Here is a 26,746-nt window from a genome sequence, read left to right as displayed (position 1 = left end):
CCCACAGATTTAAAATTCATCTTTCAGCTTATCGTAAAGCCTTTCAAATTTCTCATGAAGTCGCTTATAGCGTTCGGCTACTGATTGGTCTGGCAAAAAAACTTTTCCTTTTACCACTTCATAATTAGCTTCTTGCATATTCAGGGCTTTCATGGCCACTAGGGCCGCACCCCAGGCCGAGCCTTCTACGGTTTCGCAGATAACCACTTTTTTCTGAAAAATATCAGCTACCAATTGTAACCAGAAATCACTTTTAGCAAAACCTCCGCTGGCATATATTTCATTGATATTCTGTTGCTCCATCAATATCTTGCCAATCGAATACATATTCAGAATTAAGCCCTCCATTACAGCCCTCACCATGTGTGCTTGGGTATGTGTAATGCTCAGGCCAAAGAAAACACCTCTCGCTTCAGCATTCCATACAGGAGCACGTTCGCCTAATATATAAGGTAGAAACAAAAGATTCTCGCTTCCTATTTCTAAATTTTGCGCTTCTTCTATCAGTTTTGCAATAGAGTTTTTCGAACCCAAAATCTTTTCTTCCATCCATTGCAATACTATACCGCCATTGTTTGTAGCGCCACCGATAATGTACTGGTTTTCGAAAAGAAAAAAGTTGAAAGTACGCATCTTTGGGTCGGTGTAGGGCTGGGTTACGCACATTCTTACAGCCCCACTTGTACCCATAGTAAAGGCCATCTGACCCGGCTTCATAGCACCCGAGCCTAAATTAGCTAATGGGCCATCGCCTGCGCCAATCACATAGTTTACTAAAGGTAGTTTGATGTTGCTAGTATTTTGCTGTATATGCGTAGTAGAAACAAGCTGAGGTAACTGTTCTTCTCTTATTCCCAGCGTTTCGAGCACCAGTTTATCCCATTTCTCTTCTCTGAAATTGAATAAACCACTGCCTGAGGCCAAAGAGTAATCGATGGTGTACTCACCAAATAACCTGAACCATAGGTATTCTTTTATGCCGATAAACTTGTGGGTTTTACTGAAAATCTCAGGCTCGTTTTCTTTAAGCCACAAAATTTTACTAAAAACAGAAAACGGATGGATTGGAATACCTGTGCGATGATATATTTCTTGGCCTAAATCAGTAGATTTTAGCCTGTTGGCTATATCAGTTGCTCTGTTATCGGCCCAGAGAATCAGATTTGTAAGTGGCTTGCCTGTTTCATCTATGGCAATCAACCCATGCATGGCCGACGAAAAAGATACAATACTTTTATCGGCAACTGATGGTGGCACAATTACATGTAAGGCTTTTTCAAAAGCCTGATATATTTCTTCCGGGTTTTGCTCACTCCAGTTAGCTTGTGGGTGGGTCATACCATAACCACTGCTAAACTGCCTCAAAACATTGCCATTTATATCAAAAGCAACAGCTTTGGTAGTAGTAGTACCTATATCGATACCTACAAAATAGTCATATAGTACATCTGCCATGAAAATCCTAGTTCGCTTTTTCTACTGCGTGTCCGCCAAATTCATTTCTCAATGCTGCTACTACTTTGCCCGAGAAAGTATCCTCTTTTTGTGAGCGATAACGCATCAATAAAGATAAAGCAATTACAGGTGTAGGTACGCCCAAATCAAGTGCTGTTTCGAGAGTCCATTTACCTTCGCCTGATGAGTGCATAATTCCTTTTATGGCATCAAGATGTGGGTCTTTTCTGAAAGCGTTTTCAGTTAACTCCATCAACCAGCTTCTTACAACCGAGCCATTGTTAAAGAGCTTGGCTACAGCTTCAAAATTTATATCGTATTCAGAGCTTTCAAAAACTTCAAAACCTTCGGCAATGGCTTGCATCATGCCGTATTCAATACCATTATGTACCATTTTTACAAAGTGTCCGCTTCCTGAAGCACCCGTGTAGAGATAACCGTTTTCTAATGAAATATTTTTAAATACGCTTTCTACATAGCTAAATGTTTCTTTGTCGCCACCTATCATAGTGCAGGCCCCGTGCAATGCGCCGCTTGTACCGCCGCTTGTACCACAATCCAGATAATCGATTTGTTTAGATTTCAGGTAATTGTAACGTCTTACCGATTCTTTAAAATGAGAGTTACCACCGTCAATCACAATGTCGTTTGGTGATAGATAGTTTAATAATTCTTCAATTACGCTGTCTACTATTCCTCCTGCCGGAACCATCAACCAGATAACTCTTCTGCCTGTCAGTTTTTCGCACAATTCTTTCAATGTATTGGCAGGTGTGATTCCTCCTTCTTCGCCGATTTTTATCACCGATTCGGCGTTAACGTCTTGTGCTACTACCTCGTAGTTATGATTACGTAAATTAAGTGCCAGATTATAGCCCATTTTGCCGAGCCCAACAATTCCGATTTGCATACAAAAAGCCCCGATAGGGTAGGTTTTAATGAAAGAAATATTTTTAAAGAATAAAATTAGCTTGATAAGCGCCAATCATAGGTTTACTTCTGTTGTACCAAATCTACAAAAATTTATTTGTTTGAAAGAAGCAGAAAGCATAAACCGAAGTATTTGCAAGAAAATCAGCCAGATATTCATTAAATTGCCACGCAATAAAACCCAATACCTATGAAACAACGCCTTACGTCGCTTGATGTTTTTAGAGGCATGACCATCATGCTTATGACTATTGTAAATAATCCCGGCGATTGGGGCAATCTTTATTCACCACTTGAGCACGCCGAATGGCATGGCTGTACACCTACCGATTTGGTGTTTCCTTTCTTTTTGTTCGTAGTTGGTATTTCGGCGGTACTATCAATGCCTATCAAAAGATTTGATGCATCTACTTTTGAACGTATCATAACCCGAACGCTACGGATTTTTCTGTTAGGTTTATTTCTGAATTTCTTTTCCAAGATACATATAGGTTCTTTAGACGGTGTCCCGTTGATGCTCATTCGTCTGGTTTTCACGGTTCTTATTACAATGGCTTTATTGGGCGACTATGATAAACGAAAACAGTTTTTTATAGCCATTGGCTTATTTGTTTTAATGCTTGCTATGGCATTCGGGCTTGACAACTTCAAGAATGTTCGTATTCCGGGCGTATTGCAGCGTATTGCTGTTGTGTACTTGATAATATCTATTTTGTATGCTACTACCAATACCACTACCCAGATTGTTATCGGCCTGGTGTGTTTGTTTGGCTATTGGGCACTTATGACCCTCGTACCTGTGCCTGGCTTTGGAGAAGCTAATGTAGAAAAAGGCACGAATCTGGCCGCTTGGCTCGATAACTATTTATTGCCCGGACACCTATGGGCTACTTCTAAAATCTGGGACCCCGAGGGTCTTCTCAGCACTTTTCCTGCCATTGCAACGGGTATTGCGGGCTTACTCACCGGTACATTTTTGACTAATAAAACGGATAAAAATAAGAAGCCTGTTTACCTGATTGGTGCAGGCGTGGCTGGCGTTGCTCTAGGCTTTATCTGGGGATTGGTGTTTCCAATAAACAAAGCACTCTGGACAAGCACCTTTGTATTATACACCGCTGGTTGGGCATTATTACTACTGGGCATATTGTATTTTCTGATAGATGTGATTCGTTTCGATTTCTGGACTAAACCCTTTGTGATTTTTGGTGTAAACCCGATGGTTGTGTTTTTCTTTTCGGGCATTATTCCCCGTGTACTGAATATGATTCAAATTCCGGTAGGTGATGCAGCAGGTAGCATGGGTTTAACAGAGTGGCTTTATCAATATGGCATTGTTCCATTCTTTAGCGAACCTAAAAATGCTTCATTGGCGGGGGCTTTGGTTTACTTATTAATATGGTTTGTTATTCTGCTTTATTTTTACCGACGAAAACTGATTTTTAAAGTTTAATTTCGTTTCTTAGTACCATAATTTTCACCGTATATCAACCTTCTTATTTACAATGAAAAAAATATTGATTCTTGCGTTAGCTATTTGTGCCATAGATGCTTCGGCACAAAAAGGAAAATGGATAAAAATATTCGATGGCAAAACCACAAAAGGCTGGCATAACTGGCACTCTACAGAAGTAAAGGGCTGGGAAGTAAAAGATGGCATTTTAATGACTAAAGGCGGCAGCGGCGATATTGTGACGGACAAAGAGTATGAAAATTTTGAGCTTGAATTTGACTTTAAAGCAGCACCTAAAGGTAATAGTGGTGTAATTTATAAAGTGATAGAAACGCCTGAGCAAAAAGCCAGCTATATGTCGGGGCCTGAATATCAGATTATCGACGACCAGAATTACCCTGCAAAGCTGAAAGACACGCAGAAAACAGCGGCTAACTATGATTTGCAACCGCCTAAAGATTTTACGATTGTGAAACCAGCCGGACAATGGAACAAAGGCAAGATTATTGTAAAAGACGGCCACGTTGAACATTGGCTGAATGGCGAAAAAGTAGTAGAATATGAATATGGTAGCACCGATTGGATAGCTATGGTGGCTAAAAGTAAATTCCCTGAGTGGGAGTATGCCAAACCTCATGCAAAAGGCAAAATTGCCTTACAAGACCACGGCGATAGTGTTTCATTCAGAAACATGAGAATCAGAGAGTTGTAAGAATTATATTTTCAGAGAGCAACGAGGCTTAAAGTGGATAAACCTGCTCTAAGCCTCTTTTGATTTATACGTTGAAACGTACTTATTACATTTTCCATTTAATACCACAACCAATTGCTTTAGCTGAGGTTATTTCCACAGGCTTGTTGGCTAATAGGGCATCAATGGCTTGTTTTACATAATGCACATTAGCTGCTGAGGCATCGTTTGAGTTATTATCAATAGCGCCATGATACGCCAGTACAAAATCATTACCTTCACGTTTTACCAAATAAACCGTCGGGGTACTTTTTGCTCCATAAGTTTTAGCTACTTCCTGCGTTTCGTCTAACAAATATGGGAAGCCATAATTATTACTTTTAGCTCTTTCTTTCATTTGTGCAAAACTATCGCCTGGCGAACGCTTTTCATCATTGGCATTAATGGCAATAACCGGAAAGCCTTTTGGCGCATAAGTTTTGTTTAAATCCAGCATACGTTCTTCGTAAGCTTGTGCTACAGGGCAGGTATTGCAGGTAAATACTATAATGTATCCTTTGGCTGAGGCATCTTGCCCGAGAGCTACCATTTTATTATCAATGTTTTTCAGGTTGAAAACCATCACTTTGTCGCCTACCTTATAGCCATCGGCTGGTAGAATGAAACTGCTAAGCACAAAAAAGAGTGCTCCGGCCATGCTAAGAAAAATTGTTTTTTTCATAAATTTCAAAATTGTGTTAAACATTAAATAAAGAATCTATCAATTCAGAAAAGGCTTTAGGGCACTTTCCAGTTGAGTTTCGTTAAGTGGCTCTTCAAATATTTTTCGAGTTTTATTGTCTGCTCCAACAATCAAGGTAAATGGCAGAGACCCTGACCAATCGGCTGATACCAAATCTATCCAGGTATTATAATCGGGTTCATCTAAAAGATAAGTGCTTGATTTGATATTATTCTTTGCCACAAAAGGCTTTACTTTGGTGTTGAGGTCGGCGGCGGCATCAAGGTTAATCAAAACTACTTTTACATTTTTATTGGCGTATTTGGTGTTGAGTTTTTCAAAGTGGGGCAGTTCTTCAACACAAGGCTTACACCAAGTAGCCCAGAAATTAACTACCAACACTGTATTGTTCGATGATTTGATTAGCCTTTCTAAGGCCGGATACTTAATAGCCTGCACGTTTTGTGCCGATACCCAATAAGCCGAGCAAAGAAAGAAACCTAATAGAAATAGGCGTACTTTTTTATTTTTTTTCAGCATAGAAAAAGGGTTTTCTAGTGAATTTATAATGAAAAAACGTCGGTAAATCTGAGATATTTTATTGGGGTAGAAACGAATAGGCTAAAACCAAAAATACAGGTGCTCAACAAATTTAAACCCTAAAAATAAGCTGAGCAACCTTTTTTGTTTTTTTATCTATATTTTTTAAAGAATTCTATTTACTTTTCAAACCAAACAATAAGCGCATAAAATTGAACGGGCGAATAAGAAAATGATAGATAAATAAGCTAAAAGCAAATGTACCTAGCGATAGTATAATTAGCTTTAGCCATACATTCAAATCCCAGTCAGCAATATGAAAGCCAATAGCTACTGTAATAGTCTGATGCAAAATATAAAACGGATAAACGGCTTCGGTGCTATAAGTTAAGAAGTTGTTTTTGAAATTGAGGTAATGCTTTGCAAAGCCACAAATAGCCAGGATGGTTGTCCAGAGGCTAATCATGGTCAGGAACCCATTGATTAATGACATAAAAGGTAATTCTTCAGGAATACTTCCCACAAGGGCATCAAACGAAATACGGGATATACAGATAAACGTTCCAACAACTCCAAGCGGAACTCTGTATTTCTCCATCACATCCCATATTTTCTGATTTGTGCCTATCAGATAACCATAAATAAAGATAGTAAAAGATAAGGTAAAATTGTACCAATCAGAAATAAGGTTGTTTTCAACAGGCCATTTTGCTTTAAGCGTCCAATAAATTATCATCGGAATCACACTTAGTAGTAATACCCCCAAGATATTTGAGAATTGCTTTTTCACGACTGCTACCATCTTTTTCGCATTGTCTGATTTTAGCCATAAAAACAGGGGCGTAGCCAGCAAAGAGAAAATCCACAAATAGGCTACAAACCACAAGTGATGCCAAGAAAAATCTCCTTTTGGATAAGGTATAAACTGAAATACGTTGTGATAAAAATCAAGATATGAGCCGCTGAACTGCCCTCTTTGCAGGCGCTCAAAATAGATTTGAGGTGGCACAATAATAAACATACCAAATACAAGTGGAAGTAATAATCTTTTGGTACGCTCGCCTATAAACTGCCAACCCGTGCGAGATTTCATGGCAAAGCTCACACCAACACCCGAAATAAAGAATAGGAGGGGTAAGCGCCACAAGTGCAGCCATTCCATCGGGTACTCCATTGTATGGTTAATGACATTGTTTTTTACATGCCAGCCCCAACTGACAAAGAACATACCGCTATGGAAAAAAATAAGAATGCAGAAAGCCAACACCCGAATCCAGTCTATATAATACTGGCGTTTTGAGGTAGCAATCTGTGTAACTGGTGTTTTAGTAATAGGTTCCATTATTTTGTGCATTATTGTTTAAATGATGCCACAAAAGTAGATGAACCTGTAGCCAACAAAAGCCTTTGCCGATAAGCATGGCGTTCGAGCCGATAAGAAAGAACGTAAGAATTGCCGTTTACTTGAGTATTCTGAACTGTGAAGGCGTTTGGCCAACGATTTTTTTGAAAGAAGTATTAAAGGCCGACTTTGAATTATAACCCACCATTTCGGCAATTTCTTCAATTTTGATGTGGGCATTTTCTGGAGACGATAATAATTGTTGAGCTTCTCTGATTCGATAAGCGGCGATGTAGTCGAAAAAACTCTGCCCTATTTTTTCGTTCAGAATCTGGGAAAGATGGTGTGGCGAAATTGCCAGCATTTTTGCAAGCGTAGGTAATGAAAACGAAGCATTCAGAAAAGGCTTTTCGGTTTCCATTAATTCGGTTAGTTTACTAAGCGTGTTATCCTGAATATCGCTTGTGAGCGATGATTTCTCGTATTTCTTTGTAGGCTTTACCTGTTGCTCATCATGAAAGAATTTTGAGCGGCTAATAACCGAAAATGAAATGGCATAGATAATGAGTGTGATATGTCCTGCCAGAATATGGTCGCCTAAATCATGAATAAAAGTGCGTTTTACAACAAGAAAGATAACAACAATAGAAGCCAATGAAACAGACTGATTGCGCGCCCAGCTTAACTTGGTATGCTGATTAGAGCTAAGTTTTAAGCCTTCTTTTTTAAAGGCTTTGAAAACGATATAGAAGCTAGCCAACGTATATACAACCATGTGTGCAAACATTAAATCATTCACATGGTGTTTAAAGAAATAGTACCACTCTTTTTCAGTATAATCACAATGTACTCTAGTCATTTCGGGGTGGAAGGCGTAAAGATATGAGTTATAATGATGGGTGTCGGGTAGGGGATAAAACAAGACCGACATATAGATAAGATACGCAAAAAATGGAATAAAGTGCAGTAATTGTGATTTAGTAAAGCGCTCGGTAATATAGGTTTGGATATATAAAAATGAAAGCGGAGCAACTGTAAAATTAAGTGGCTCAGCCATATCCACCAGATACAGCGTCTGAAAGGTGTAATTTGTATAGCCCAATAAAACCTCGGTAATGGCAAAAGCCATTGAAAACAAAAACAAACCTAAGTACCGATGTGCTACCTTATTGCCTTTTTTGGTAGTAAGAAAGAAAAAAGCCAAAAAGAAGCCCTGTACTACTCCTAGCAGTATAATAATAGCGAATAAATCAATTTTTATTGGCAGAGAAGGCAACATTCCGACAGATTTTTAGAGCAAATTACGAATAAAAAAAATACCTCGGCAAATCTTATAAAATTTACCGAGGTAGAATGTAATAAAGACAGACGTCTTTTATTTTTCTAAGGGATGTTCGGCCAGTAGCTTTGAAGCATTATAAATCTCTTTCTGATTTTTCAAGGCTGTCCTTACTGCTTTTACTTTATCTGCTTGTATGGCAGGGGCTTTATTACCAAAGGAGTTACGCACATAAGTTAATACTGCGGCTACTTCTTTATCGTTTAATAAGCCTTCAAACGGAGTCATAGGTACTTGTCCCGGATATTTTTTGCCGTTTACTTCTATTGGTCCCAGTAATCCTTTCAATACAATTTTGATAGCACGCTCTTCATTACCTACTACCCAAGGCGTACCAGCTAGCGGAGGAAAACCCGAGGCTGTCAGCCCTTTTCCATCTGCCTGATGGCAAGTTGTGCAATATCCTTCTTTGGCATAAATAGCTTTACCGATATTAAATAATTCAAGGTCTGTGCCTTTCAAAGTTGATTTTTCAGCTACTTCTTTTGCTTTTTTTACAGGCATATCACTCAGGTGCGCCACTGCTGTTTCGTAGGCATGAATCATCCAGTCGTCTAGTGGTTTCTTTTTGGCTTCTGCCAGAATCGGCAAGCCTTTTTCTTTACCAATCCATGAGGCCGCCACAATGGCATCTAAACGTACTCTGCTGTTTTCGTCACGTACGGCTTGCATCAATAATGCGGCTTGGTCGGGCACCTGATGGCCTGTAAAGCGCAATACTTCAACGGCTGCTGCTCTTACGTGGTAATCTTTGGCTTTCAGCATTTGGCGAAGTAGTTTCTGGTCAACTTTATTCAGCCCCCAGCTAACCCATAGCGCTTCTAACACATGGTGTTCGTAACGTGGGTCGGTTTTATCTAAGGCCGCTACCCATTTAGTAATTTTAGGTAGTACCTCGGCTGCGCTTCGGCCTCTTAGTTCACGACGTGTACGGTAGCGTGTACGGTACTCAGGTAGTTTCAGATTATCTAACAAAGTTTCTACACTTGCGCCGGCTACTTTGGCAGGTGTTACTAAGGGTCTTGATGGGTAGGTGATTCGATAAACACGCCCATGCATGTGGTCACGGAGTGGGTCACGGGCATTGTGTTGCATGTGGCCAATAAGTATATTATGCCAGTCAATTACATAAAGTGAGCCATCAGGAGCAAATTCCATATCTACAGGACGGAAGTTGCGGTCGTCGCTTACTATTAAATCCATGCGGTGTTTGCTCTTGTATCCGGTGCCATCATCAACCATACTATGCATTTTGGTGCCTAAAAAGCCAATAGTATTGTTTATTAGTAAATCGCCTTGAACTTCATCAGGAAAATGGCGGCTTGAAACAAACTCTAAGCCCGAAGTTGGGCGCACCATGTGGTCTTTTTCTATCAATTGCATGCTTTTATGCGTAAATTCACCATAGCGAGGCAGTACTGTGCCGGGCATCATCCACCGTACGTCAGGGCTTGAGGTTTCGGCAAAAAACGGTTGTCCCCATTCATCAAAAGCAATTCCCCAAGGATTCGGAATTGATAATTGAGCCGTACGCTCTAATTTACGCAATTGTGGGCTGTATCTGTAAAAACCACCATTGGTGGCACGCACAGTACCATAAGAAGTTTCAACATCGGTATGCAAGAATACGCCCTCACCTGAGTAAATAGCACCCGAAGGGTCAACGGTATAAGCATGGCTATTGTGGTGTGTATCGTGGTCATCGAATCCGCTTAGGAGAATTTCCTCTTTATCGGCTTTATCATCACCGTTGGTATCTGTTAAAAGCTTAAAGTTTGTACCCTGTGAAACAAAAACACCTTCGTGGGTGATTTCGAATCCTAAAGGCAGATGTAGACTGTCAGCAAAAACAATTTGTTTATCAGCTTTACCATCGTTATTAGTATCCTCAAATATCAGTATTTTGTCGTTTGGTTTTGTATCGCCCGGTTTGTAGTGCGGATAACTCGGCATTACAGCTACCCATAGGCGGCCCTTATTATCAAATGACATCTGCATCGGTTTTGCTAAATCAGGGAATTCCTGTTCTGAGGCAAATAGTTCAATTTTGTATCCCTCCGGTACTTTGAGTTTACTCAGCGCCTCTTGTCCATATAGGTACTGTAAGCTGCCATTTTGTTCGGGGTTGTAATTAGTCTTTACAGCAGGTAGCTGTCGGGTTTCTTTATCGGCTGCTGCAACATCCATTTTTTCGCCTTTTGTTGCTGCCAACCAGACAGCTTTGTCACGAATATCGGTCATTTGGCGAATCTTCTCGATTTCAGCAGGATAATTATCCGGGCCAAACGGATTATAACGACGACCATACACATGTACTCCGTTCGGAATTTTGTAGTCGTTGTGCCACATCCAGTTTTTCTCCTTTACTGCTGCCAAAATCATATTACGGTTAGCCTCGGCTTTCGCAGGGGCTTTCCCGAAAATAGTATTTGTCAATAAATCAGCCAGCTTTTTATAGCCTCTTTCATTGAGTTGCGAGCCATCAATTGTTAGGAACTCTGTTGTAGTATCATACCATTTTTTAGAAGGTGTAAACGCATCTACAAACAATACATTATTCTGGTCGGCTACTTCTTTCATAGCCTTGGTATATAACAACAGGTTTGCGTTTTCTTTCACACCATTGGGTAAATCATATTTGCTTGTAAGGTCTTCGAAAGCAATGGGTGAAACAATTACCAGTTGTGGAGCACTTTTGCCGTTGTATTTCTGATTGAGCGTGTATTTGATAAAAGCATCTAATTCGGCTTTGTAAGTATCAAGTTTTGCTTTACCAAAAAACGATTCACTGTATCCGAAAAAAGCAATAATAACATCAGTTTTCAAACGGGTAAGCCATTGGTCAGGGCTATCGAAATGCCCCTCGCTTTTAGAAGGCTTGGCATATTCGGTCTGAAATTTTTCTGCTCCCGGAAAAGCCCAAGGCGCATTACGGCTGGCATGTGGACGGAAACCCGGCGTATCGCCACCATCGCACATATTACGTATATATAAGTTATAATCGGGGTAACGAACGTGCATTTCGGTTTCAAATAATCCGTAATTCATCATTCTTGAGCCTAAATTGCCACCTATTAATGCAATATGTGAATCCTTCTGAATGCTCAGTGTTGGTGGCGGGGTAGTTTGAAACGAACTGATAGCAAATACTGTCAGGACAAATAAAACAACCAATATTTTGATATTTATTTTCATGATTAGAGTAAATTAGGTGTTATGTAGAAAACACCCCATTCCCAGTTCTTCTCCAACGGTGGGGAGAGGGATTTAGGGTGTGGGGTTGTCTGCTAGGTTTTCAATTTTAGCTATTTTAATACACCAATATCATTTGGTCATGCCTCTGTAAGGTACGTTAATATCAATTTTCCCTTTCCATTTTTTAGGTACTGGTTTGCCTAATTCCCAATGAATTGCATTTATTACCAGACGTTGGAATGCTTCTAGCTGAAAATCTTCTGGGTGGCCGAGTGTAGTCATGAATACCTTACCGCCAAAAGAGTTGGTGCCCGTCCAGGCCACAGGATTTTCGATAGCTGCTTTATCGGGGTTCACCGATTTTCCCATTAATAGCCATTCTGACCCTTTGGTTGGGTAGTCGGGTAAAACTCTGTACAACCATGATCGGGCATGGAAACTTGGTGCCACACCTGTAAGAATCGGGTGTTTTGCTGCGGCCGGAATAATACTTACATCAGTACTGCTTTCGTGGCCATAGTGGGTATGGGCTGCTTTACCGCCCCAGCCCGGAGGCGAGTTGAGGGCAAATTCACCAAAGGCATTCCATTTTTCAAGTTCATGCCCTTTCGGGTAATTGAAAGAGTGAGTACTTGTCCGGAAACCCATCACTGGCTTACCTGTTTTCAGATAGGCTTCAATGTAATCGAGTTGGTCTTTGGGCAATTGTCGCCAACGTAGGTAGAATACGGCCAAATCTGCATCTTTCAGAGCTTCCAGACCCGGAATATCCTTTTCAGCATTCTGGTCGGGGTATGCCTTTAGCACTTTGGTTCTGAAGCCATAGTTTTTTTCTAACTCTGCTGCAATAAGCGGAAGGGTGTGTTCGCCACTATACTCGTGGTCGCCGGTTACAAAAACAACTAAAGGCGCTTTTTTTGATTGGGCGAATGATTCATTTATCGTTATATGGATAAATAAAATCAAAAGAAAAGTTGATAATATGGACTTTGCCATGTTACGAGAAAGTTTATAGGTTTATAGAAGGAGTATGGTTATGCATGCTCCGGGGTTTGAATAATGTATGCAATTTACATAATTTTAGGTAATATCATTGATTGATGCAGGATATTAAAATGATTGGCCTAATAGCCTTAAAATGCCTGTTTTATAGATAATTAGCTGATAATAAGGCCACATTTGCCTTAAAAATATTGCAAACTGTTTTATTTTCTCAAAAAAGTGCGTACCTTTGCAGCCCTATTTAGGAAATTAGTAACTAAACGAAAAATAATTTTCAAAACAAAATGCCTACTATACAGCAATTAGTAAGAAACGGTAGAGAGCAAATGACTTGGAAATCGAAGTCTCCAGCGTTAGACTCATGTCCACAACGTCGTGGCGTGTGTACTCGCGTTTACACTACGACTCCAAAGAAACCAAACTCTGCGCTTCGTAAAGTAGCTCGTGTTCGCTTAAGTAACACAAAAGAAGTAAATGCCTACATTCCGGGTGAAGGCCACAATCTACAAGAGCACTCAATCGTATTGATTCGTGGTGGTCGTGTTAAAGACCTTCCAGGTGTGCGTTACCACATTGTTCGCGGAGCCCTAGATACATCTGGTGTTAACAACCGTAAACAAAGTCGTTCGAAATATGGTGCGAAACGTCCTAAACCAGGTCAGGTTGCAGCTCCACAAAAAGGCGGCAAGAAAAAATAATCGCATTCATGTTTAGTACCGTCACTACGGAAAATCGTTTAGTTACGGGGTAGTAATCCTGATTGACTCAGGGTGAATTAGTTTTCAAAACGAAACCTTATTTATTTAAAAAGAGAAATGAGAAAGGCAAAACCAAAAAAACGTTACGTATTACCTGATCCTAAATTCAGAGATGTAGTAGTAACAAAATTTGTAAATAACTTGATGTACGATGGCAAGAAAAGTATTGCCTACAGTATTTTCTACGGTGCATTAGAGCTAGTAGAAAAACGTACAAAAGAAAACGGCTTAGAGCTTTGGAAAAAAGCGTTGAGCAACGTATCACCAGCGGTAGAGGTTAAAAGCCGTCGTGTAGGTGGTGCTACTTTCCAGGTACCAACAGAGGTACGTTCGGAGCGTAAACAATCTTTAGGAATGAAATGGTTAATCAACTATTCACGTAAACGTGGAGAGAAAACCATGACAGAGCGTTTGGCAGGTGAAATCGTTGCGGCTTCAAAAGGTGAAGGTGCAGCAGTGAAGAAAAAAGATGATACGCACCGTATGGCAGAAGCTAACAAGGCGTTCTCCCACTTTAGATTCTAATCAATCAGAAGTGGTTACATACAAAACCGCAAGTTCTGCAAAGAGCTTGCGGTTTTTTGCTTATATTTGTACACCCTGGCAAACACTATAAAAACACCTAACCAAAAATAACTCTGCTTTTGCATTCCTAGTTTTTATTGTTCTGGTCTTGCCTCCTTACTTATTTTTTTAATGATTTTTCAATTGAGCTTATAAAAGTCAATTGCATATTTTTTATAATAAAGTTATTCTTATGTCAAACGAAAAACTTGTTGATTGGTTTCAGAAAAAATTAGCAGAAGAACTAGGAAAAAGTCAGGCTGAAATCTCCCTCGACACACCCATTGAAGACTACCATTTAGATTCTATTTCTTTAGTTTCCCTTTCTCAGGATTTAGAAGATTTTGTGGGTTTCTACATAGAACCTACTATTTTTAGTGAGTTTGAAACCATTAACGAAGTAATAGGATGGATAATCAACAAGCAAAACTCGTAAAATGGAATCCATCAAGTGCTGAATATAATCATAATCCTTACCTGAATCTGGCCGAATGCCGTGAATATAACCCTATTCAACAAGGGATTTATGGCGAATGGGTTTTATTTAGGTATGAGCATATAAAGCAATTGTTGAGAGACCCCTCATGTATTACTGCCGACTTATCTGGTTTTTTTGAGAAAAAAGAACCTGTAATACTAAAAAATACGAATCAGTGCCCATTTCTATCAAAGACTACTAAAAAGTGGCTGATGTATCTCGACGGCGATGACCACAAAGTGGCCCGAGAGCTGGTTGAAAGGGCATTGAAGAGCTATGACCTAGAGCAGCACGTAAACGAATCGCTTGATAAATGGTTTGCCGAGTTTTTTAATGAAGAGAAGCCCGACCTGGCCTCGGTGGTATCAGTGTTGCCTTCGTTGGTATTTGTTTCGTTTTATCAGCCTACTTCTGATGAATGGAAGTCTTATGAGCATCTGAAAAAGATTTCTCACTCATTGGCAAGCTCCCAAGACGTATATGTATCTATTAAAAAATATCAGGCGTATAATGCCGATGCTGAATGGATATTTACTACTATCTCAAAAGATTTTGATAATGACGAACTTACCGAGAGTGCGTTGGTAAAAACTCTAAAGCGAATCAATGCCGAAATGGGTAGCCCTTTTTCGAAAGATGAGCTTGTATCGGTTATCACTATCATGTTTTTTGGTGCTTTAGAAACCACAGTCGATTCTGTTACTACCGGCATACTAGAGTTTTTTAAAGACCCATCTCTGATAGACTACGTGCTTAATGCAGATGCCAAACAGATTAATATTTTTGCCGAAGAATTGTTGCGCTTTGCCGCTCCGCAGCAATATACTATCCGTATTAATCCTCAGCCTATTGAAATCGAAGGCATTGTGATTCCTGCTAACTCTAAAATATTTCTGTCTTTAGCTTCTGCCAATCGTGACCCTGCCGTATTTGAAAACCCTGAGCAGATAGTGCCCGATAGAAGTTATAATCCGCATCTGACCTTCGGTAGCGGCTCTCATACTTGTGTAGGAGCTAAACTGGCGAGACTAGAGCTTCGAACATTGTTAAAACCATTAGCTAAGATTATTAAAGGGTATTCTCTTGAAGAGGGGGTAGAAATAGAATGGCAACGAGGGATTTTTATGAGAGGAGTAAAAAATCTCTTTAGCGTTAAAAACCAAGTTAATGGCAATTAGTATCTCGTTAATTCTGCTATTTATTTTCTTGAATGTATCAGGTCTGCTGATATTTAAACAACTCGAAGAGAAATGGAAAGTTTTGCTGGTAAATAGTGTTTTGTTATACATTTTTATTGCTCAATGGGCTATAATATTTATTCTGCTATTTTCTCTGATTGTTTTTTTTGGTGGCAGGTTCATCGAAAAAAACAAATCGAAGTTTGCCTATTATGGTATTATATTTTTGGGCTTAGCGGCACTATTAACCGAGAAACTGCATCTTTTCCCAAAGAGTAGCCTGCCGGAATCTTTTACTATTCTGGGTATTTCTTATATAACGTTTAATGGTTTAAGTTATCTGTTTGATTTAAGAAAGGGATATATAAAAGCCGAAAGTAACTATTGGTTAATGCTGCTCTACCTTTTTTATTTTCCTTACATTTCTGCTGGCCCCATGCATCGGTACAAAAAAACGATTGCACAGTTTAAGAATAAAGTTGGCTTATCAGATAAAAACTTTTCGGCAGGTTTCAGGCTTATTTTATGGGGTTTGTTCAAAAACATTGTTTTAACCCAACGACTAAAAAAAGTAGTAGATTCTATTATTGATAACCCCGAAATATATCATGGAGGCGTGGTGTTAGTAGGAGGGCTTGTTTTCTTAATTTATATCTATTGCGATTTTAGTTCGTATATAGATATTTTTCAGGGTACTTCGCAGATATTTGGCATTAAACTTACGCATAATTTCCGTAGTAGGGTATATACCGCTCACTCACGAAAACATTATTGGGAAGGTTGGCACATAACGCTGAACCACTGGTTCAGAGACTATGTATTTTATCCGATTGCCAGAAACGCAAAGAACAAATGGCAGTTTAATCTGGCAATGTTAAGCACTTTCAGCTTGATAGGTCTATGGCATGAGGTATCGTGGAAGTTCCTAATCTGGGGTCTTATAAACGGTTGTTGGATAATTATTGAAAACAAGGTACGAGACCACTTTAAATTTGCTGATACACCGTTTAATAGGGCTCTCGGTACTACGTATCATATAGTAGGGGCTTCGTTTTTAGCCATTATTTTCAGAACTAATAACCTGAGTGCTACTCTTAATGCTTTATTTGCAAAGACAAATCTGGCTGTGCTTGTAGATATGAGGCTATTGCATCAGCTTTTGTACATTTTACCCTTATTTATCTTTATGGATTATTTCTATAAAAAAGCCGGAGAAAAAACTATTGATGAGTACATTGGTTTGTTCTCATTCAAGGCAAGATGGGCAATTTATATATTACTGGCATTTATAATACTTAGCATGGGCTTGGGGCAAATAGAAGACGCCTATTATAGACAGTTTTAGTTATGACATACCTAATTAAGAGTTCTTTTTATAAGCTTTTGGGTTTTACGTTTATTGTTAGTGTTATGTATATCGTATTTATAGCTTTAGCACAAACGTTTTCAAAAAACAGTGATATAAACAAAAACCTATTGAAATATATTAACGCTGATGATAAGAAGCCAAAGGTTGTTTTTGTAGGCTCAAGTAGAGTACAAGCGGGGTTTAACACTGCCTTGTTAAAAAGACAACTACCTGAGTTTAATTTTTATAACATGGGGCTTTCGGGGTCAAGTGTTTTATATAATTATGAGTTGACCGAAAAACTTATACCTGTTTTGCCTGCAAAAAGTACTGTTTTTTTTGAATTATCCGACCTCACTATTCTACCTCCCAACCATTATCTTTATTTTAGTAATTATACCGATTTGTACAATTTAATGAAGAAACAGGTTGATTTGTCGTTTAAGTTTAATGATATAGAAAAAGTATTTTTTTCTTTTGTGAATGTCCGTTCGCAATTCAAGGCATCAGTTTATACAGAACAGGTGATTTTGAAAGAAATAGGATTTGTAAAAAAAGCTGCTGCTTACTCTGATAAACCCAAAGATTTTATCAGTATCAATGATATTAATCAGCCACAAGTGCCATTAACAGAGCTACAACAAAAAATGTATACAATGTTGATTGACTTAATGGAACGAGCAAAAAAGCAGGATATAAAAATAGTGTATTACATAGCACTTAATATGCCTAAAACAACTGAAAGAAAGCAAATATTGCCTATTTTTAGTGCATTGCCAGCATCAAATAAATGGGTGTATTCAGCAGATTTTCTTACGAAAATTACAAACGGTAAGTATTTGTACGACCCAGGGCACCTGAACGAAAACGGAGCTAGCGTTAATAGTATGGAAGTGGCTAGGGAGATTATGAGAATAAACAGATAGGGTCTGGGAGATTTCGAAATAATAATTCAAAATAAGTTAAGCATGCAGAATGCTTTTGTACAAGAGGCGTAAAATATTCAATATATTACGCCTCTTTTTGTATTTTTACCAGATAAACCTCAAAACAAACATATGAGAATAATCCTGACTTTACTCTTCATTTCAAACTTTGTCTTTGCACAAACCAATTCACAGAAAATTCTGGTAACTGATTTAACCCGAATCAAGCAAGTTGTCTCAATCACTACATCGCCCGATGGTAAGAAGGCTGTATATGGGTTGAAAACTACCGAAACTAATGCAGATAATAACCTAGAGTACGATTATCGTACACATCTGTATCTGGTAGACTTACAGGCAAATAGTACCCCAAAAGCCTTAACCCGTGGAGCAGAAAGTGCTTCACAAGCTACTTTTTCGCCCGATGGAAAAACCATAGCATTTGTAAGAGCCACAAAAGGCAAAGCGCAGATTTTTATCATGCCGCTTGATGGTGGTGAAGCGTGGCAGTTGACAAACTCAAAATATGGTGCAAGCAATCCTTCTTTTTCGCCCGATGGTTCAAAGATACTTTTTAGCGGTGGTATCTCTTTTAATGAATTATTGAAGGACTCTCTGCTGAATCCGTCAAAAGCAGGTCCACTTTGGTCATTAGAAAAACCTGGTTTCCCGAAAAATGAGTTTTTGAATAAAGACAAGAAAACAAAGGCTAATCCTGATGGTAGCATAGAAGAAATACGTGCGTATCTGGATAAAGACGTAGAAGATAAAAAAGCAAAAGTAGTAAATCGCCTGAATTTTCAGGGTGAGGCTACAGTAGAACCGGAAATGAATTTCTCACATATTTTTGTGATTGATGTAAAAGAAAATGCCAAAGCCACACCACTTACAAGCGGCTTTTGGTCGCATGGCCAAGCTACCTGGACACCTGATGGTAAAAGAGTGTTGGCTGTTTGTGGAAAAGACTCCGACCAACACCCCGACCGTGAGCAAGAGAGTATAGTAATAAGTATGAAACCTGATGGTTCTGACAGAAAAGTGTTGGTTTCAGAAGATGGTAAAAGCTTTTCGGGTATAGAGCCATCGCCAGACGGAAAATTATTGGCTATGAATATGAACACGCCTAACTTGCTTTCATTTGGTCAGTTGGTGATTGCAAATGCCGATGGTAGCAACCGTCAGGTAGTAGATTTCGACCGTGTACCAAGCAATTTTAAATGGACTTCAGATAATAAGTATCTATATTTTTCGGCCTCTTCAAATGGCGGTATCCCTGTTTTCAGAATGGATGCCAAAACTCGTAAAATTGAACGCCTGAGCGATTATGAGTCAGGTAAAGGATTGTTTGAATTGGCAAAAGATAAAGTAGTATATGCCAAAACCGAAGTAGCCAATCCGTCAGAAGTTTACATGGCCGATTTAAACATGAAAAACGATGTAAAATTAAGTGCTAATAACGATGAATGGTTAAAAGGTAGAAAATTAAGTTATCCTGAAAAACGTATTTATACTAACTCTAAAGGCGAAAAAGTAGAATACTGGATTATGAAGCCGACTTTTATTGAGGCAGGTAAAAAATATCCATTATTGCTACAATTACATGGTGGCCCAACAGCTATGTGGGGTCCTGGTGAACTTTCGATGTGGCATGAGTTTCAGTATTTCTGTTCTCAAGGCTATGGTGTAGTGTATCCTAACCAAAGAGGTTCAGGTGGATATGGCAAAGAGTTCCAGTTCTCAAACTATCGTGATTGGGGTAAGGGCCCACAAGAAGATGCCCTAAGTGCTTGCACTGATGCTGCCAAAGAAGCGTGGGTAGATACAGCTCGCCAGGTAATTACGGGAGGTTCTTATGCCGGATATTTAACAGCGTGGATTATCACACAAGACCATCGTTTCAAAGCTGCTTTTGCACAACGTGGTGTGTACGACCTCACAACATTTATGGGTGAAGCCAACGCATGGCGTTTAGTGCCCAATTACTTCGGCTTACCTTGGGAAGATGAAAAAGTAACCAAAATAAATGCTAACTCACCTTATACTTTTGTAAACCAGATTAAAACACCATTTTTGATTAAGCACGGCGAAAGCGATTTGCGCACGGGTGTGATACAATCGGAAATGATGTTCAGAAGCTTGAAGTATCTTGGTAAAGATGTAGAATATGTGCGTATGCCGGGTGCTACTCATGAATTATCAAGAACAGGGAATGTTCGCCAGCGAATCGATAGAATCTTACGTATTTATGAGTTTTTTGAGCGGTTTGTTGGGGTGAAGTAAAGATTTCTTTCTTGTGTTTCAAAGTTCTAACCTTTAAGTTAAAATATCCGATTACTTTGATGCTCAATATATTATAGAATCTCAATCTCCTATAAAACAAAAATGGCTTCCCTTACGAGAAGCCATTTTTGTTACTTATGATTTATCTTACTCAGATACTTCAGATTCAGATTCTTTCTTTTTAGAAAGTTTCTTTTTCTCGCCTTCTACCATTTGCTCTTTTAATGCAGCAAGGGCATCAAGGTCACCAAGTGTCGATTTTTCGTCATTCGAAGAAGAAGCAGTTGCTTCTTTTCCACCTTTTTTCTTAGCTTCTTTTTTCTCTTCTTCCTTAGGAGCTTCCCAAGTTTTAGAGTGAGAAAGCATGATTTTCTTCTCTTCTTTGTGGAACTCAAGCACTTGGAATGGCAATTTTTCACCAGCTTCAGCTACTGTACCGTCAGCTTTAGCCAAATGTTTCAACAATGCGTATCCTTCAATACCGTAAGGTAGCTCAAGCGTTGCTTGTTTGTCATTTTTAGAGATAATTGTACACTCGTGCTCAGAACCTACTGTGAAGATATGCTCGAAAGTATCCCAAGGGTTTTCTTCTAAGTGTTTGTGGCTAAGTGCTAAACGACGGTTTTCAACGTCAAGCTCTAGTACAACTACTTCAAGAGAATCACCAACTTTCACGAAATCAGATGGGTGTTTGATTTTCTTAGTCCAAGACAAGTCAGAAACGTGTACTAAACCATCGATACCTTCTTCAAGTTCTAAGAAAATACCAAAGTTAGTCATATTACGTACAGTACCAGAGTGAGTAGTACCTACGCCATATTTGCTCAATAAGTCTTGTTTTGTCCAAGGATCTTCAGTCAATTGTTTGATGCCTAAAGACATTTTACGCTCTTCACGGTCAAGAGTCAATACAACTGCTTCGATTTCGTCACCGATTTTCAAGAAATCAGATGGGTTACGTAGGTGTTGTGACCATGACATTTCAGAAACGTGGATAAGACCTTCAACACCCGGTTTCAATTCTAGGAATGCACCGTAATCTGCAATGTTTACAATCTTACCTTTTACTTTAGAACCAACTGACAATCCTTCTGCCAATGAATCCCAAGGATGAGACTCAAGTTGTTTCATACCCAACGAAATACGTTTTTTGTCTTCGTCGAAGTCCAAAACAACCACTTTGATACGTTGATCAAGTTTAAGCAATTCGTTTGGATGGTTGATACGACCCCACGAAATATCAGTAATGTGAAGTAGACCATCAACACCACCAAGATCGATGAACACACCGAAGTTAGTAATGTTTTTAACCACACCTTCCAATACCTGACCTTTCTCAAGGTTATTAAGAATAACCTGACGTTGCGTTTCAAGGTCTTTCTCGATAAGAATTTTGTGAGATACAACAACGTTGTCGTTGGTATGGTTGATTTTAACAACTTTAACCTCCATTTTCTTACCAACGAAAATATCGAAATCGCGAATCGGTTTAACGTCGATTTGTGAACCTGGCAAGAATGCCTCGATTCCGTAGATGTCTACAATTAGACCACCTTTCGTACGACGTTTCACGAATGCATCGATGATAGCGTCTTCTGTAAACGATTTTTCGATGTTGTTCCAAGCAGTCAATACTCTTGCTTTTTTGCGAGAGATAACCAATTGGCCCATTGCATCTTCTTGTTTCTCGATGAAAACTTCTACTTGGTCACCTACTTTTAGGTTAGGTAAATCACGGAACTCAGAAATAGAAACGAGACCGTCTGATTTGAAACCAATGTTTAGTAATACTTCACGGTCTGTGATACCCACAACCGTAGCCATTACTACATCTTTTTCATCAACTTGTGAAAGCGTTTCGCTGTAAAGTTTTTCAAGTTCTGCTTTCTCAGAAGCGGAGTAGCCGCTACCGATACCTCTTTTTGAGACTTTGTCCCAGTCAAATTCTGCAACTTGTGCCATATATATTTTTGATGCGCCCACATATACATCGGTCTACCGGGCTTTTAGACCGAAATTAAATTGAAAATAAAACCTTTTGAAAAAGGACTGCAAAGGTACATTTTTCTTTCCTGATAAACAAGATAATTTATTTATTATTAGCTAGTTAAGTGGTTTTTTTATTCATTGGTTATTCTGACGCAATTATTAATCTATTTTTGTCTCAGATAAGGCCCTTCTTAAACCTAAAAATATTATGCGTGCCTAATATTTTTCGATTTTTCTCGTTGCTTATCAATAAATCGTCTTATTTTTACATTAAAAAATACAACAACTGTTAACCCTTAAATAAATTCTGAAAACTGTTATGCCTATTAAAACACAACCACACCCTTGGCTGAAATTTTATCCAGAGGGTATCCCTCATGAAATCAACCCTGATGCCTACCCGTCGTTGTTAGAGTTGATGGATGAAGGTTTTAAAAAATATGCGCAGAATGCTGCCTACTCCTGCATGGGGAAAGAGATAACATTTGGGGAACTTGATAAATATACAAGAGACTTTGCAGCTTATTTACAAAATTCGGGTTTGCAAAAAGGCGATCGTCTGGTTATCCAGATGCCTAATTGTTTGCAATACCCGGTGGCCATGTTTGGTGCACTAAGAGCTGGGCTTATTATTGTTAATACCAACCCGCTATATACACCTCGCGAAATGGAGCACCAGTTTAAAGATTCGGGAGCTAAAGCTATTGTAATTGTAGCCAATTTTGCTTCGAATCTTGAGAAGGTAATTGATAAAACAAAAATCGAACATGTGTTTGTAACACAATTGGGCGATATGTTGGGTTTCCCGAAAAAGCAGATTGTGAACTTTGTGGTAAAAACCGTGAAGAAAATGGTGCCTGAGTATCATTTACCACAAGCAATGCCATTTATGAGTGCTGTTAGTAAAGGAAGTAGCATGACCTGGACAAAACCAAAAGTTACTAATAGCGACCTCGCTTTTATACAATATACAGGTGGTACAACAGGTGTATCGAAAGGTGCTATGCTTACGCATCGTAATATTGTGGCGAACCTTGAGGCCAACTATATATGGCAAAGTGTGCTTACCGGAAAGATTAAAGATAGTAAGGTAGTGGTAGTTGCAGCTTTACCGCTCTATCATATCTACGCTCTTACCGTTAATGCGCTTACGTCTTTAAAAACAGGCACAATGAATCTTTTAATCACAAACCCACGTGATTTAACCGCATTCATTAAAGATTTAAAGAAAAATCCTCCGCATGTGTTTACTGGGCTTAACACGCTATATAATGGATTGTTGAATCACCCACAAATAAAAGAGGTTGATTTCAGCAATCTGGTAATTACCTCGGCAGGTGGTATGGCTTTGCAAGGAGTAGTGGCTAATCGTTGGAAAGAAATGACCGGTAATTTACCGGCTGAAGGCTACGGCTTATCAGAAACTTCGCCTGTATTAACCTCTAACCCATTGGTAGGCGAAAACAGAGTTGGTACTATCGGGATACCCTGGCCTAGTACAGAAGTAAAAGTATTGAAAGATGATGGCAGTTGGGGCGAAGTCGGAGAAGTAGGGGAGATTTGCGCACATGGCCCACAAGTAATGGCAGGCTATTATAATCGCCCTGACGAAACCGCAAAGGTAATGATGACCGATGCCGAAGGAAAAGAATGGTTTAAAACCGGCGACATTGGCGTAATGGATGCAGACGGGTACTTCAAGATTGTGGATAGAAAAAAAGACATGATTCTGGTATCAGGCTTTAACGTATATCCTAACGAGATTGAAGACGTAGTTGCTACTTGCCCGGGCGTACTAGAGGTTGCTTGTATTGGGGTGCCGGACGAAAAATCTACTGAGGCTGTAAAAGTCTTTATCGTAAAAAAAGACCCTGAGCTAACAGCAGAGCAAGTAAAAGCTTATTGCAAGCAGAACCTGACAGGCTACAAGTGCCCAAAACATATTGAGTTCCGTACCGAATTGCCTAAAACCAACGTTGGTAAAATCTTACGCCGTGCCTTGAAAGAAGAAGAAATGGCGAAGAAGAAGTAAGGAGCCATTTTGCGAGTTAAAAGTGCCCGACTTAAGTCGAGGCAGATAAATAAAACAATCCTTTGTTAATTTAGGCGGTGAATTCATTCACCGAACTCCAATAAATATAAATGCCCTCAAATCTTACGATAAGAGGGCATTTTTGTTAATGAAGTAATTGCGACTTAAGCACTCACTCGGTCAATAGAGCCTAGTACTTTTTTCATAAAAGTATTAGCTGCATCTTTTTCCGGCATACCTTCGGCTATCATTTGGTGCACTTCCAGTGCTCCACAGAAATTAGAGATTAATTCTCCGATTACGTCTACCTCTTCATCTTTTAAAGAAGGAGTTTCTGAAATATTCTCTAAAACTTTAATAGCGGCCTCAATTTCAGCAACCGAAGAGGTACGCTGAATTTGTCTAATTAAGGGTAATTTCATCTATCAAAGATTTTAATTGTTCTTCTTTATTTGTCTGTACCTGATTCACCAATTGGCCACCTTTAAAGCTGGCAAATGTTGGCAGATTATTTACCGCAGCCAATTTTCTTGATAAAGGAAATTTCTCTGCATCAACAATCACAAACGTGGTATTTTCATTATCGTTCGACAGTCTTTTGAATTTAGGTTTCATCAGTCTGCAATTACCACACCATGTAGCCGAAAACTGCACCATTACAGTTTCGTTTTGTGCTATAATATCGGCTAAGTTATCTTCTGCTAATTCAACTAACATAAGCGTAATCTATTTAAGGAATTAACCTGATTAGTTTTGTGAAAAATAATTGGCAACACCAGCATTAGTAGCTACCATAGCAGTTTCGCCTTCTTCCCAGTTTGCAGGGCAAACCTCACCGTATTTCTCAACGTGTAGTTGCGCATCTAACAAACGTAGGTACTCGTCAATGTTGCGGCCTAGTGGTAGGTCGTTGATTGATTCATGACGCACGATACCTTCTTTATCAATCAAGAATGTACCACGGAAAGCAACCGGATTGCCTACGAATGACCATGTTCTGGTTTCGTTGTTGAATACGTATTCGCCACCTAATACACCACTGTTTAATGAAACAATTTTAGAAGTATCAGCAATAATCGGGTAAGTAATACCTTGAATACCACCTTGCTCTTTCGGCGTGTTCAACCATGCTAAGTGCGTTTCTTCTGTATCTGTTGAGCAACCAACAACTGCTGCACCTCTTTTTTCGAACTCAGCTAATTTCTCCTGGAAAGCGTGAAGCTCTGTTGGGCACACAAAAGTGAAGTCTTTAGGGTAAAAAAATAAGATAACATATTTTTTGCCTAAATATTGGTCTAAACTGAAGTTGTCAACGATTTCTTCTCCGTCGATTACGGCACCTGTATTGATGTGCGGATATTTCTTTCCTACTAATGACATTGTATTATTATGAGTTTACTTTATTTATGTGTTTAAAAACTAACACAAAAAAATACAAAAAATTTGTATGAATCTGTGAATTATTTGAATCATCTATTAAGTTCTTTTAATAGTCCAAATGCTCTACAAAGGTATATTCTATAGCTTAAACAAAATATGATGGATGTCAGGAATAGAATAAAAGTGCAATTTTTTTGCATTTATGAAATAGCGTAGAAATTGTTTTTTTATTAGAAAGGGATTGTTTACAAAAAGCTTTTTATGAGAAATGATAACATATAGCAATGATGCTGTTGCGTAAATAACAGGTGAGTAAAATGTCATTTTAAAAGTGAAATATTTCACCTTTAAAGTTAAAAACTGATTATATTTGTATAGATAAACTTTAGGAAAGATGGCAACCGGAACAAGTGATTTTTTACCAAGACTTATCCGTCATAAACCTGCCCGTAAATATACTTTGGAAGAATATCTACGGAAGGAGGGTAGTTCGGTACATAAGCATGAATATATAAATGGCGAGATAATTAAAATGCCTAACGCAAGATATAACCATAACTTGATAGCAATGAACGTTGCTGTTGAAATGACAAATGTAATTGAAGAGGCCGAAAAAAATTATCAGGTTTTAGGTTCAGATCAGAAAATATATTTACCAAATCTCGACGAAAGCGTTTATGCCGATACATTGGCTATTTGTGAGAAACCTTTGTTTTGGGATGATGATGATTTGTTGTTGATAAATCCGATTCTAGTAGTAGAAGTTCTGTCTAAATCTACTCAACGATATGACCGAACGAGTAAATTTGATAAATATAAAACTCTTGAATCATTCAAAGAATATGTGATGATACGCCAGAATGAGTGCTATGCAGAAGTTTGGTTCAGAGAGCGCCCGGGCCTTTGGCACGAAACCATTGTAACAAATATAGAAGGCAAATTACCTCTTCAATCACTTGGCATAGAAGTATCAATGAAGCGTATTTATAAAAATGTAAACTTCGTAGTATAGGCATACATATGGCCTGATTTTGAGAAATAGAGTGTTCTTCACAACTTTATGATTTACTTACATCTCTTTCCAGATAAAGTTTTGCAGTGATTTTTATTTGCTGCCTATTCAAAAATCATATAATACTGTAACT

The 26,746-nt window shown here is 38.8% G+C and carries 23 protein-coding genes; 11 read left to right on the top strand and 12 right to left on the bottom strand.

Annotated features, from left to right (window positions below):
• Window positions 1-9 precede the first annotated feature (9 nt).
• Complete coding sequence (locus WAE64_RS01030; RefSeq protein ID WP_340233482.1) at window positions 10-1,455, bottom strand: gluconokinase; 1,446 nt, start codon at window positions 1,453-1,455, stop codon at window positions 10-12.
• Between the two features lie 7 nt (window positions 1,456-1,462).
• Entirely contained in the window at window positions 1,463-2,365 is a 903-nt protein-coding gene (gene gnd / locus WAE64_RS01025) for a phosphogluconate dehydrogenase (NAD(+)-dependent, decarboxylating) (protein WP_340233480.1), read from the bottom strand.
• A gap of 210 nt (window positions 2,366-2,575) precedes the next feature.
• On the opposite strand from gnd, the gene WAE64_RS01020 reads away from it, so the two are divergent.
• Together WAE64_RS01020 and WAE64_RS01015 are read left to right on the top strand one after the other, a co-directional pair.
• Window positions 2,576-3,838, top strand: a complete 1,263-nt coding sequence (locus tag WAE64_RS01020) for an acyltransferase family protein (protein WP_340233478.1) — start codon at window positions 2,576-2,578, stop codon at window positions 3,836-3,838.
• Between the two features lie 52 nt (window positions 3,839-3,890).
• Window positions 3,891-4,550, top strand: coding sequence for a 3-keto-disaccharide hydrolase (locus tag WAE64_RS01015; protein ID WP_340233476.1), 660 nt, complete (start codon window positions 3,891-3,893; stop codon window positions 4,548-4,550).
• Window positions 4,551-4,635: 85 nt separating this feature from the next.
• On the opposite strand, the gene WAE64_RS01010 is transcribed toward WAE64_RS01015, so the two are convergent.
• From WAE64_RS01010 to WAE64_RS00985, 6 genes are all read right to left on the bottom strand, one after another.
• Window positions 4,636-5,250, bottom strand: a complete 615-nt coding sequence (locus WAE64_RS01010) for a thioredoxin family protein (RefSeq protein WP_340233474.1) — start codon at window positions 5,248-5,250, stop codon at window positions 4,636-4,638.
• A 39-nt stretch (window positions 5,251-5,289) separates the two neighbouring features.
• The gene (locus tag WAE64_RS01005) at window positions 5,290-5,790 is read right to left on the bottom strand and encodes a redoxin family protein (protein WP_340233472.1); all 501 of its coding nucleotides are present in this window, start codon (window positions 5,788-5,790) and stop codon (window positions 5,290-5,292) included.
• Window positions 5,791-5,965: 175 nt separating this feature from the next.
• Window positions 5,966-7,132, bottom strand: a complete 1,167-nt coding sequence (locus tag WAE64_RS01000) for an acyltransferase family protein (RefSeq protein WP_340233467.1) — start codon at window positions 7,130-7,132, stop codon at window positions 5,966-5,968.
• Between the two features lie 118 nt (window positions 7,133-7,250).
• Complete coding sequence (locus WAE64_RS00995) at window positions 7,251-8,411, bottom strand: helix-turn-helix domain-containing protein (protein WP_340233463.1); 1,161 nt, start codon at window positions 8,409-8,411, stop codon at window positions 7,251-7,253.
• A 96-nt stretch (window positions 8,412-8,507) separates the two neighbouring features.
• A complete protein-coding gene (locus WAE64_RS00990; protein ID WP_340233461.1) occupies window positions 8,508-11,666 on the bottom strand; it encodes a PVC-type heme-binding CxxCH protein in 3,159 nt (1,052 codons plus the stop codon).
• Window positions 11,667-11,795: 129 nt separating this feature from the next.
• Window positions 11,796-12,662 (bottom strand): ThuA domain-containing protein, encoded by an 867-nt coding sequence (locus WAE64_RS00985; RefSeq protein ID WP_340233459.1) that lies wholly within the window; start codon window positions 12,660-12,662, stop codon window positions 11,796-11,798.
• A gap of 290 nt (window positions 12,663-12,952) precedes the next feature.
• Here WAE64_RS00985 and rpsL point away from each other — a divergent pair, with 290 nt between their 5' ends.
• From rpsL to WAE64_RS00950, 7 genes are all read left to right on the top strand, one after another.
• A complete protein-coding gene (gene rpsL, locus WAE64_RS00980; protein WP_116983627.1) occupies window positions 12,953-13,366 on the top strand; it encodes a 30S ribosomal protein S12 in 414 nt (137 codons plus the stop codon).
• A 117-nt stretch (window positions 13,367-13,483) separates the two neighbouring features.
• Entirely contained in the window at window positions 13,484-13,951 is a 468-nt protein-coding gene (gene rpsG / locus WAE64_RS00975; protein ID WP_340233457.1) for a 30S ribosomal protein S7, read from the top strand.
• A gap of 232 nt (window positions 13,952-14,183) precedes the next feature.
• Window positions 14,184-14,426, top strand: coding sequence for an acyl carrier protein (locus WAE64_RS00970; RefSeq protein WP_340233455.1), 243 nt, complete (start codon window positions 14,184-14,186; stop codon window positions 14,424-14,426).
• Window positions 14,399-15,646, top strand: coding sequence for a cytochrome P450 (locus WAE64_RS00965; protein ID WP_340233452.1), 1,248 nt, complete (start codon window positions 14,399-14,401; stop codon window positions 15,644-15,646). Before WAE64_RS00970 ends, WAE64_RS00965 begins: the two co-directional genes overlap by 28 nt.
• Entirely contained in the window at window positions 15,636-16,991 is a 1,356-nt protein-coding gene (locus tag WAE64_RS00960; protein WP_340233450.1) for an MBOAT family O-acyltransferase, read from the top strand. Before WAE64_RS00965 ends, WAE64_RS00960 begins: the two co-directional genes overlap by 11 nt.
• Before the next feature lie 131 nt (window positions 16,992-17,122).
• Window positions 17,123-17,920, top strand: a complete 798-nt coding sequence (locus WAE64_RS00955; RefSeq protein ID WP_340233448.1) for a hypothetical protein — start codon at window positions 17,123-17,125, stop codon at window positions 17,918-17,920.
• A 132-nt stretch (window positions 17,921-18,052) separates the two neighbouring features.
• On the top strand, window positions 18,053-20,200 hold the full coding sequence (locus WAE64_RS00950) for a S9 family peptidase (RefSeq protein WP_340233446.1): 2,148 nt from the start codon (window positions 18,053-18,055) through the stop codon (window positions 20,198-20,200).
• 147 nt (window positions 20,201-20,347) lie between these two features.
• Here WAE64_RS00950 and rpsA read toward each other — a convergent pair whose 3' ends face one another.
• Entirely contained in the window at window positions 20,348-22,162 is a 1,815-nt protein-coding gene (rpsA, locus tag WAE64_RS00945; RefSeq protein WP_340233444.1) for a 30S ribosomal protein S1, read from the bottom strand.
• A 346-nt stretch (window positions 22,163-22,508) separates the two neighbouring features.
• On the opposite strand from rpsA, the gene WAE64_RS00940 reads away from it, so the two are divergent.
• The gene (locus tag WAE64_RS00940; RefSeq protein WP_340233441.1) at window positions 22,509-24,221 is read left to right on the top strand and encodes an AMP-binding protein; all 1,713 of its coding nucleotides are present in this window, start codon (window positions 22,509-22,511) and stop codon (window positions 24,219-24,221) included.
• 164 nt (window positions 24,222-24,385) lie between these two features.
• Here the strand turns inward: WAE64_RS00940 and WAE64_RS00935 are convergent, their stop codons facing one another.
• From WAE64_RS00935 to WAE64_RS00925, 3 genes are read right to left on the bottom strand one after another with little or no spacing between them, the layout of a single operon-like run.
• Window positions 24,386-24,643 (bottom strand): DUF6952 family protein, encoded by a 258-nt coding sequence (locus tag WAE64_RS00935; RefSeq protein WP_340233437.1) that lies wholly within the window; start codon window positions 24,641-24,643, stop codon window positions 24,386-24,388.
• Window positions 24,624-24,938, bottom strand: coding sequence for a thioredoxin family protein (locus WAE64_RS00930; RefSeq protein WP_340233435.1), 315 nt, complete (start codon window positions 24,936-24,938; stop codon window positions 24,624-24,626). The genes WAE64_RS00935 and WAE64_RS00930 overlap by 20 nt, the downstream gene beginning before the upstream one ends.
• Window positions 24,939-24,968: 30 nt before the next feature.
• Complete coding sequence (locus WAE64_RS00925) at window positions 24,969-25,601, bottom strand: peroxiredoxin (protein WP_340233432.1); 633 nt, start codon at window positions 25,599-25,601, stop codon at window positions 24,969-24,971.
• Window positions 25,602-25,995: 394 nt separating this feature from the next.
• Here WAE64_RS00925 and WAE64_RS00920 point away from each other — a divergent pair, with 394 nt between their 5' ends.
• Window positions 25,996-26,613, top strand: coding sequence for a Uma2 family endonuclease (locus WAE64_RS00920; RefSeq protein WP_340233430.1), 618 nt, complete (start codon window positions 25,996-25,998; stop codon window positions 26,611-26,613).
• Window positions 26,614-26,746: the final 133 nt, after the last annotated feature.

The sequence above is a fragment of the Emticicia soli genome (assembly GCF_037860775.1).
In the GTDB taxonomy this organism is placed as follows: Bacteria; Bacteroidota; Bacteroidia; order Cytophagales; family Spirosomataceae; genus Emticicia; species Emticicia soli.
This window is presented reverse-complemented; position numbering and strand designations above follow the sequence as displayed.

What these genes read in the sequence shown, in the direction of transcription:
- WAE64_RS01030 (WP_340233482.1), bottom strand. Translation starts at nt 1,455, where the DNA reads ATGGCAGATGTACTATATGACTATTTTGTAGGTATCGATATAGGTACT.
- gnd (WP_340233480.1), bottom strand. Translation starts at nt 2,365, where the DNA reads ATGCAAATCGGAATTGTTGGGCTCGGCAAAATGGGCTATAATCTGGCA.
- WAE64_RS01020 (WP_340233478.1), top strand. Translation starts at nt 2,576, where the DNA reads ATGAAACAACGCCTTACGTCGCTTGATGTTTTTAGAGGCATGACCATC.
- WAE64_RS01015 (WP_340233476.1), top strand. Translation starts at nt 3,891, where the DNA reads ATGAAAAAAATATTGATTCTTGCGTTAGCTATTTGTGCCATAGATGCT.
- WAE64_RS01010 (WP_340233474.1), bottom strand. Translation starts at nt 5,250, where the DNA reads ATGAAAAAAACAATTTTTCTTAGCATGGCCGGAGCACTCTTTTTTGTG.
- WAE64_RS01005 (WP_340233472.1), bottom strand. Translation starts at nt 5,790, where the DNA reads ATGCTGAAAAAAAATAAAAAAGTACGCCTATTTCTATTAGGTTTCTTT.
- WAE64_RS01000 (WP_340233467.1), bottom strand. Translation starts at nt 7,132, where the DNA reads ATGGAACCTATTACTAAAACACCAGTTACACAGATTGCTACCTCAAAA.
- WAE64_RS00995 (WP_340233463.1), bottom strand. Translation starts at nt 8,411, where the DNA reads ATGTTGCCTTCTCTGCCAATAAAAATTGATTTATTCGCTATTATTATA.
- WAE64_RS00990 (WP_340233461.1), bottom strand. Translation starts at nt 11,666, where the DNA reads ATGAAAATAAATATCAAAATATTGGTTGTTTTATTTGTCCTGACAGTA.
- WAE64_RS00985 (WP_340233459.1), bottom strand. Translation starts at nt 12,662, where the DNA reads ATGGCAAAGTCCATATTATCAACTTTTCTTTTGATTTTATTTATCCAT.
- rpsL (WP_116983627.1), top strand. Translation starts at nt 12,953, where the DNA reads ATGCCTACTATACAGCAATTAGTAAGAAACGGTAGAGAGCAAATGACT.
- rpsG (WP_340233457.1), top strand. Translation starts at nt 13,484, where the DNA reads ATGAGAAAGGCAAAACCAAAAAAACGTTACGTATTACCTGATCCTAAA.
- WAE64_RS00970 (WP_340233455.1), top strand. Translation starts at nt 14,184, where the DNA reads ATGTCAAACGAAAAACTTGTTGATTGGTTTCAGAAAAAATTAGCAGAA.
- WAE64_RS00965 (WP_340233452.1), top strand. Translation starts at nt 14,399, where the DNA reads ATGGATAATCAACAAGCAAAACTCGTAAAATGGAATCCATCAAGTGCT.
- WAE64_RS00960 (WP_340233450.1), top strand. Translation starts at nt 15,636, where the DNA reads ATGGCAATTAGTATCTCGTTAATTCTGCTATTTATTTTCTTGAATGTA.
- WAE64_RS00950 (WP_340233446.1), top strand. Translation starts at nt 18,053, where the DNA reads ATGAGAATAATCCTGACTTTACTCTTCATTTCAAACTTTGTCTTTGCA.
- rpsA (WP_340233444.1), bottom strand. Translation starts at nt 22,162, where the DNA reads ATGGCACAAGTTGCAGAATTTGACTGGGACAAAGTCTCAAAAAGAGGT.
- WAE64_RS00940 (WP_340233441.1), top strand. Translation starts at nt 22,509, where the DNA reads ATGCCTATTAAAACACAACCACACCCTTGGCTGAAATTTTATCCAGAG.
- WAE64_RS00935 (WP_340233437.1), bottom strand. Translation starts at nt 24,643, where the DNA reads ATGAAATTACCCTTAATTAGACAAATTCAGCGTACCTCTTCGGTTGCT.
- WAE64_RS00930 (WP_340233435.1), bottom strand. Translation starts at nt 24,938, where the DNA reads ATGTTAGTTGAATTAGCAGAAGATAACTTAGCCGATATTATAGCACAA.
- WAE64_RS00925 (WP_340233432.1), bottom strand. Translation starts at nt 25,601, where the DNA reads ATGTCATTAGTAGGAAAGAAATATCCGCACATCAATACAGGTGCCGTA.
- WAE64_RS00920 (WP_340233430.1), top strand. Translation starts at nt 25,996, where the DNA reads ATGGCAACCGGAACAAGTGATTTTTTACCAAGACTTATCCGTCATAAA.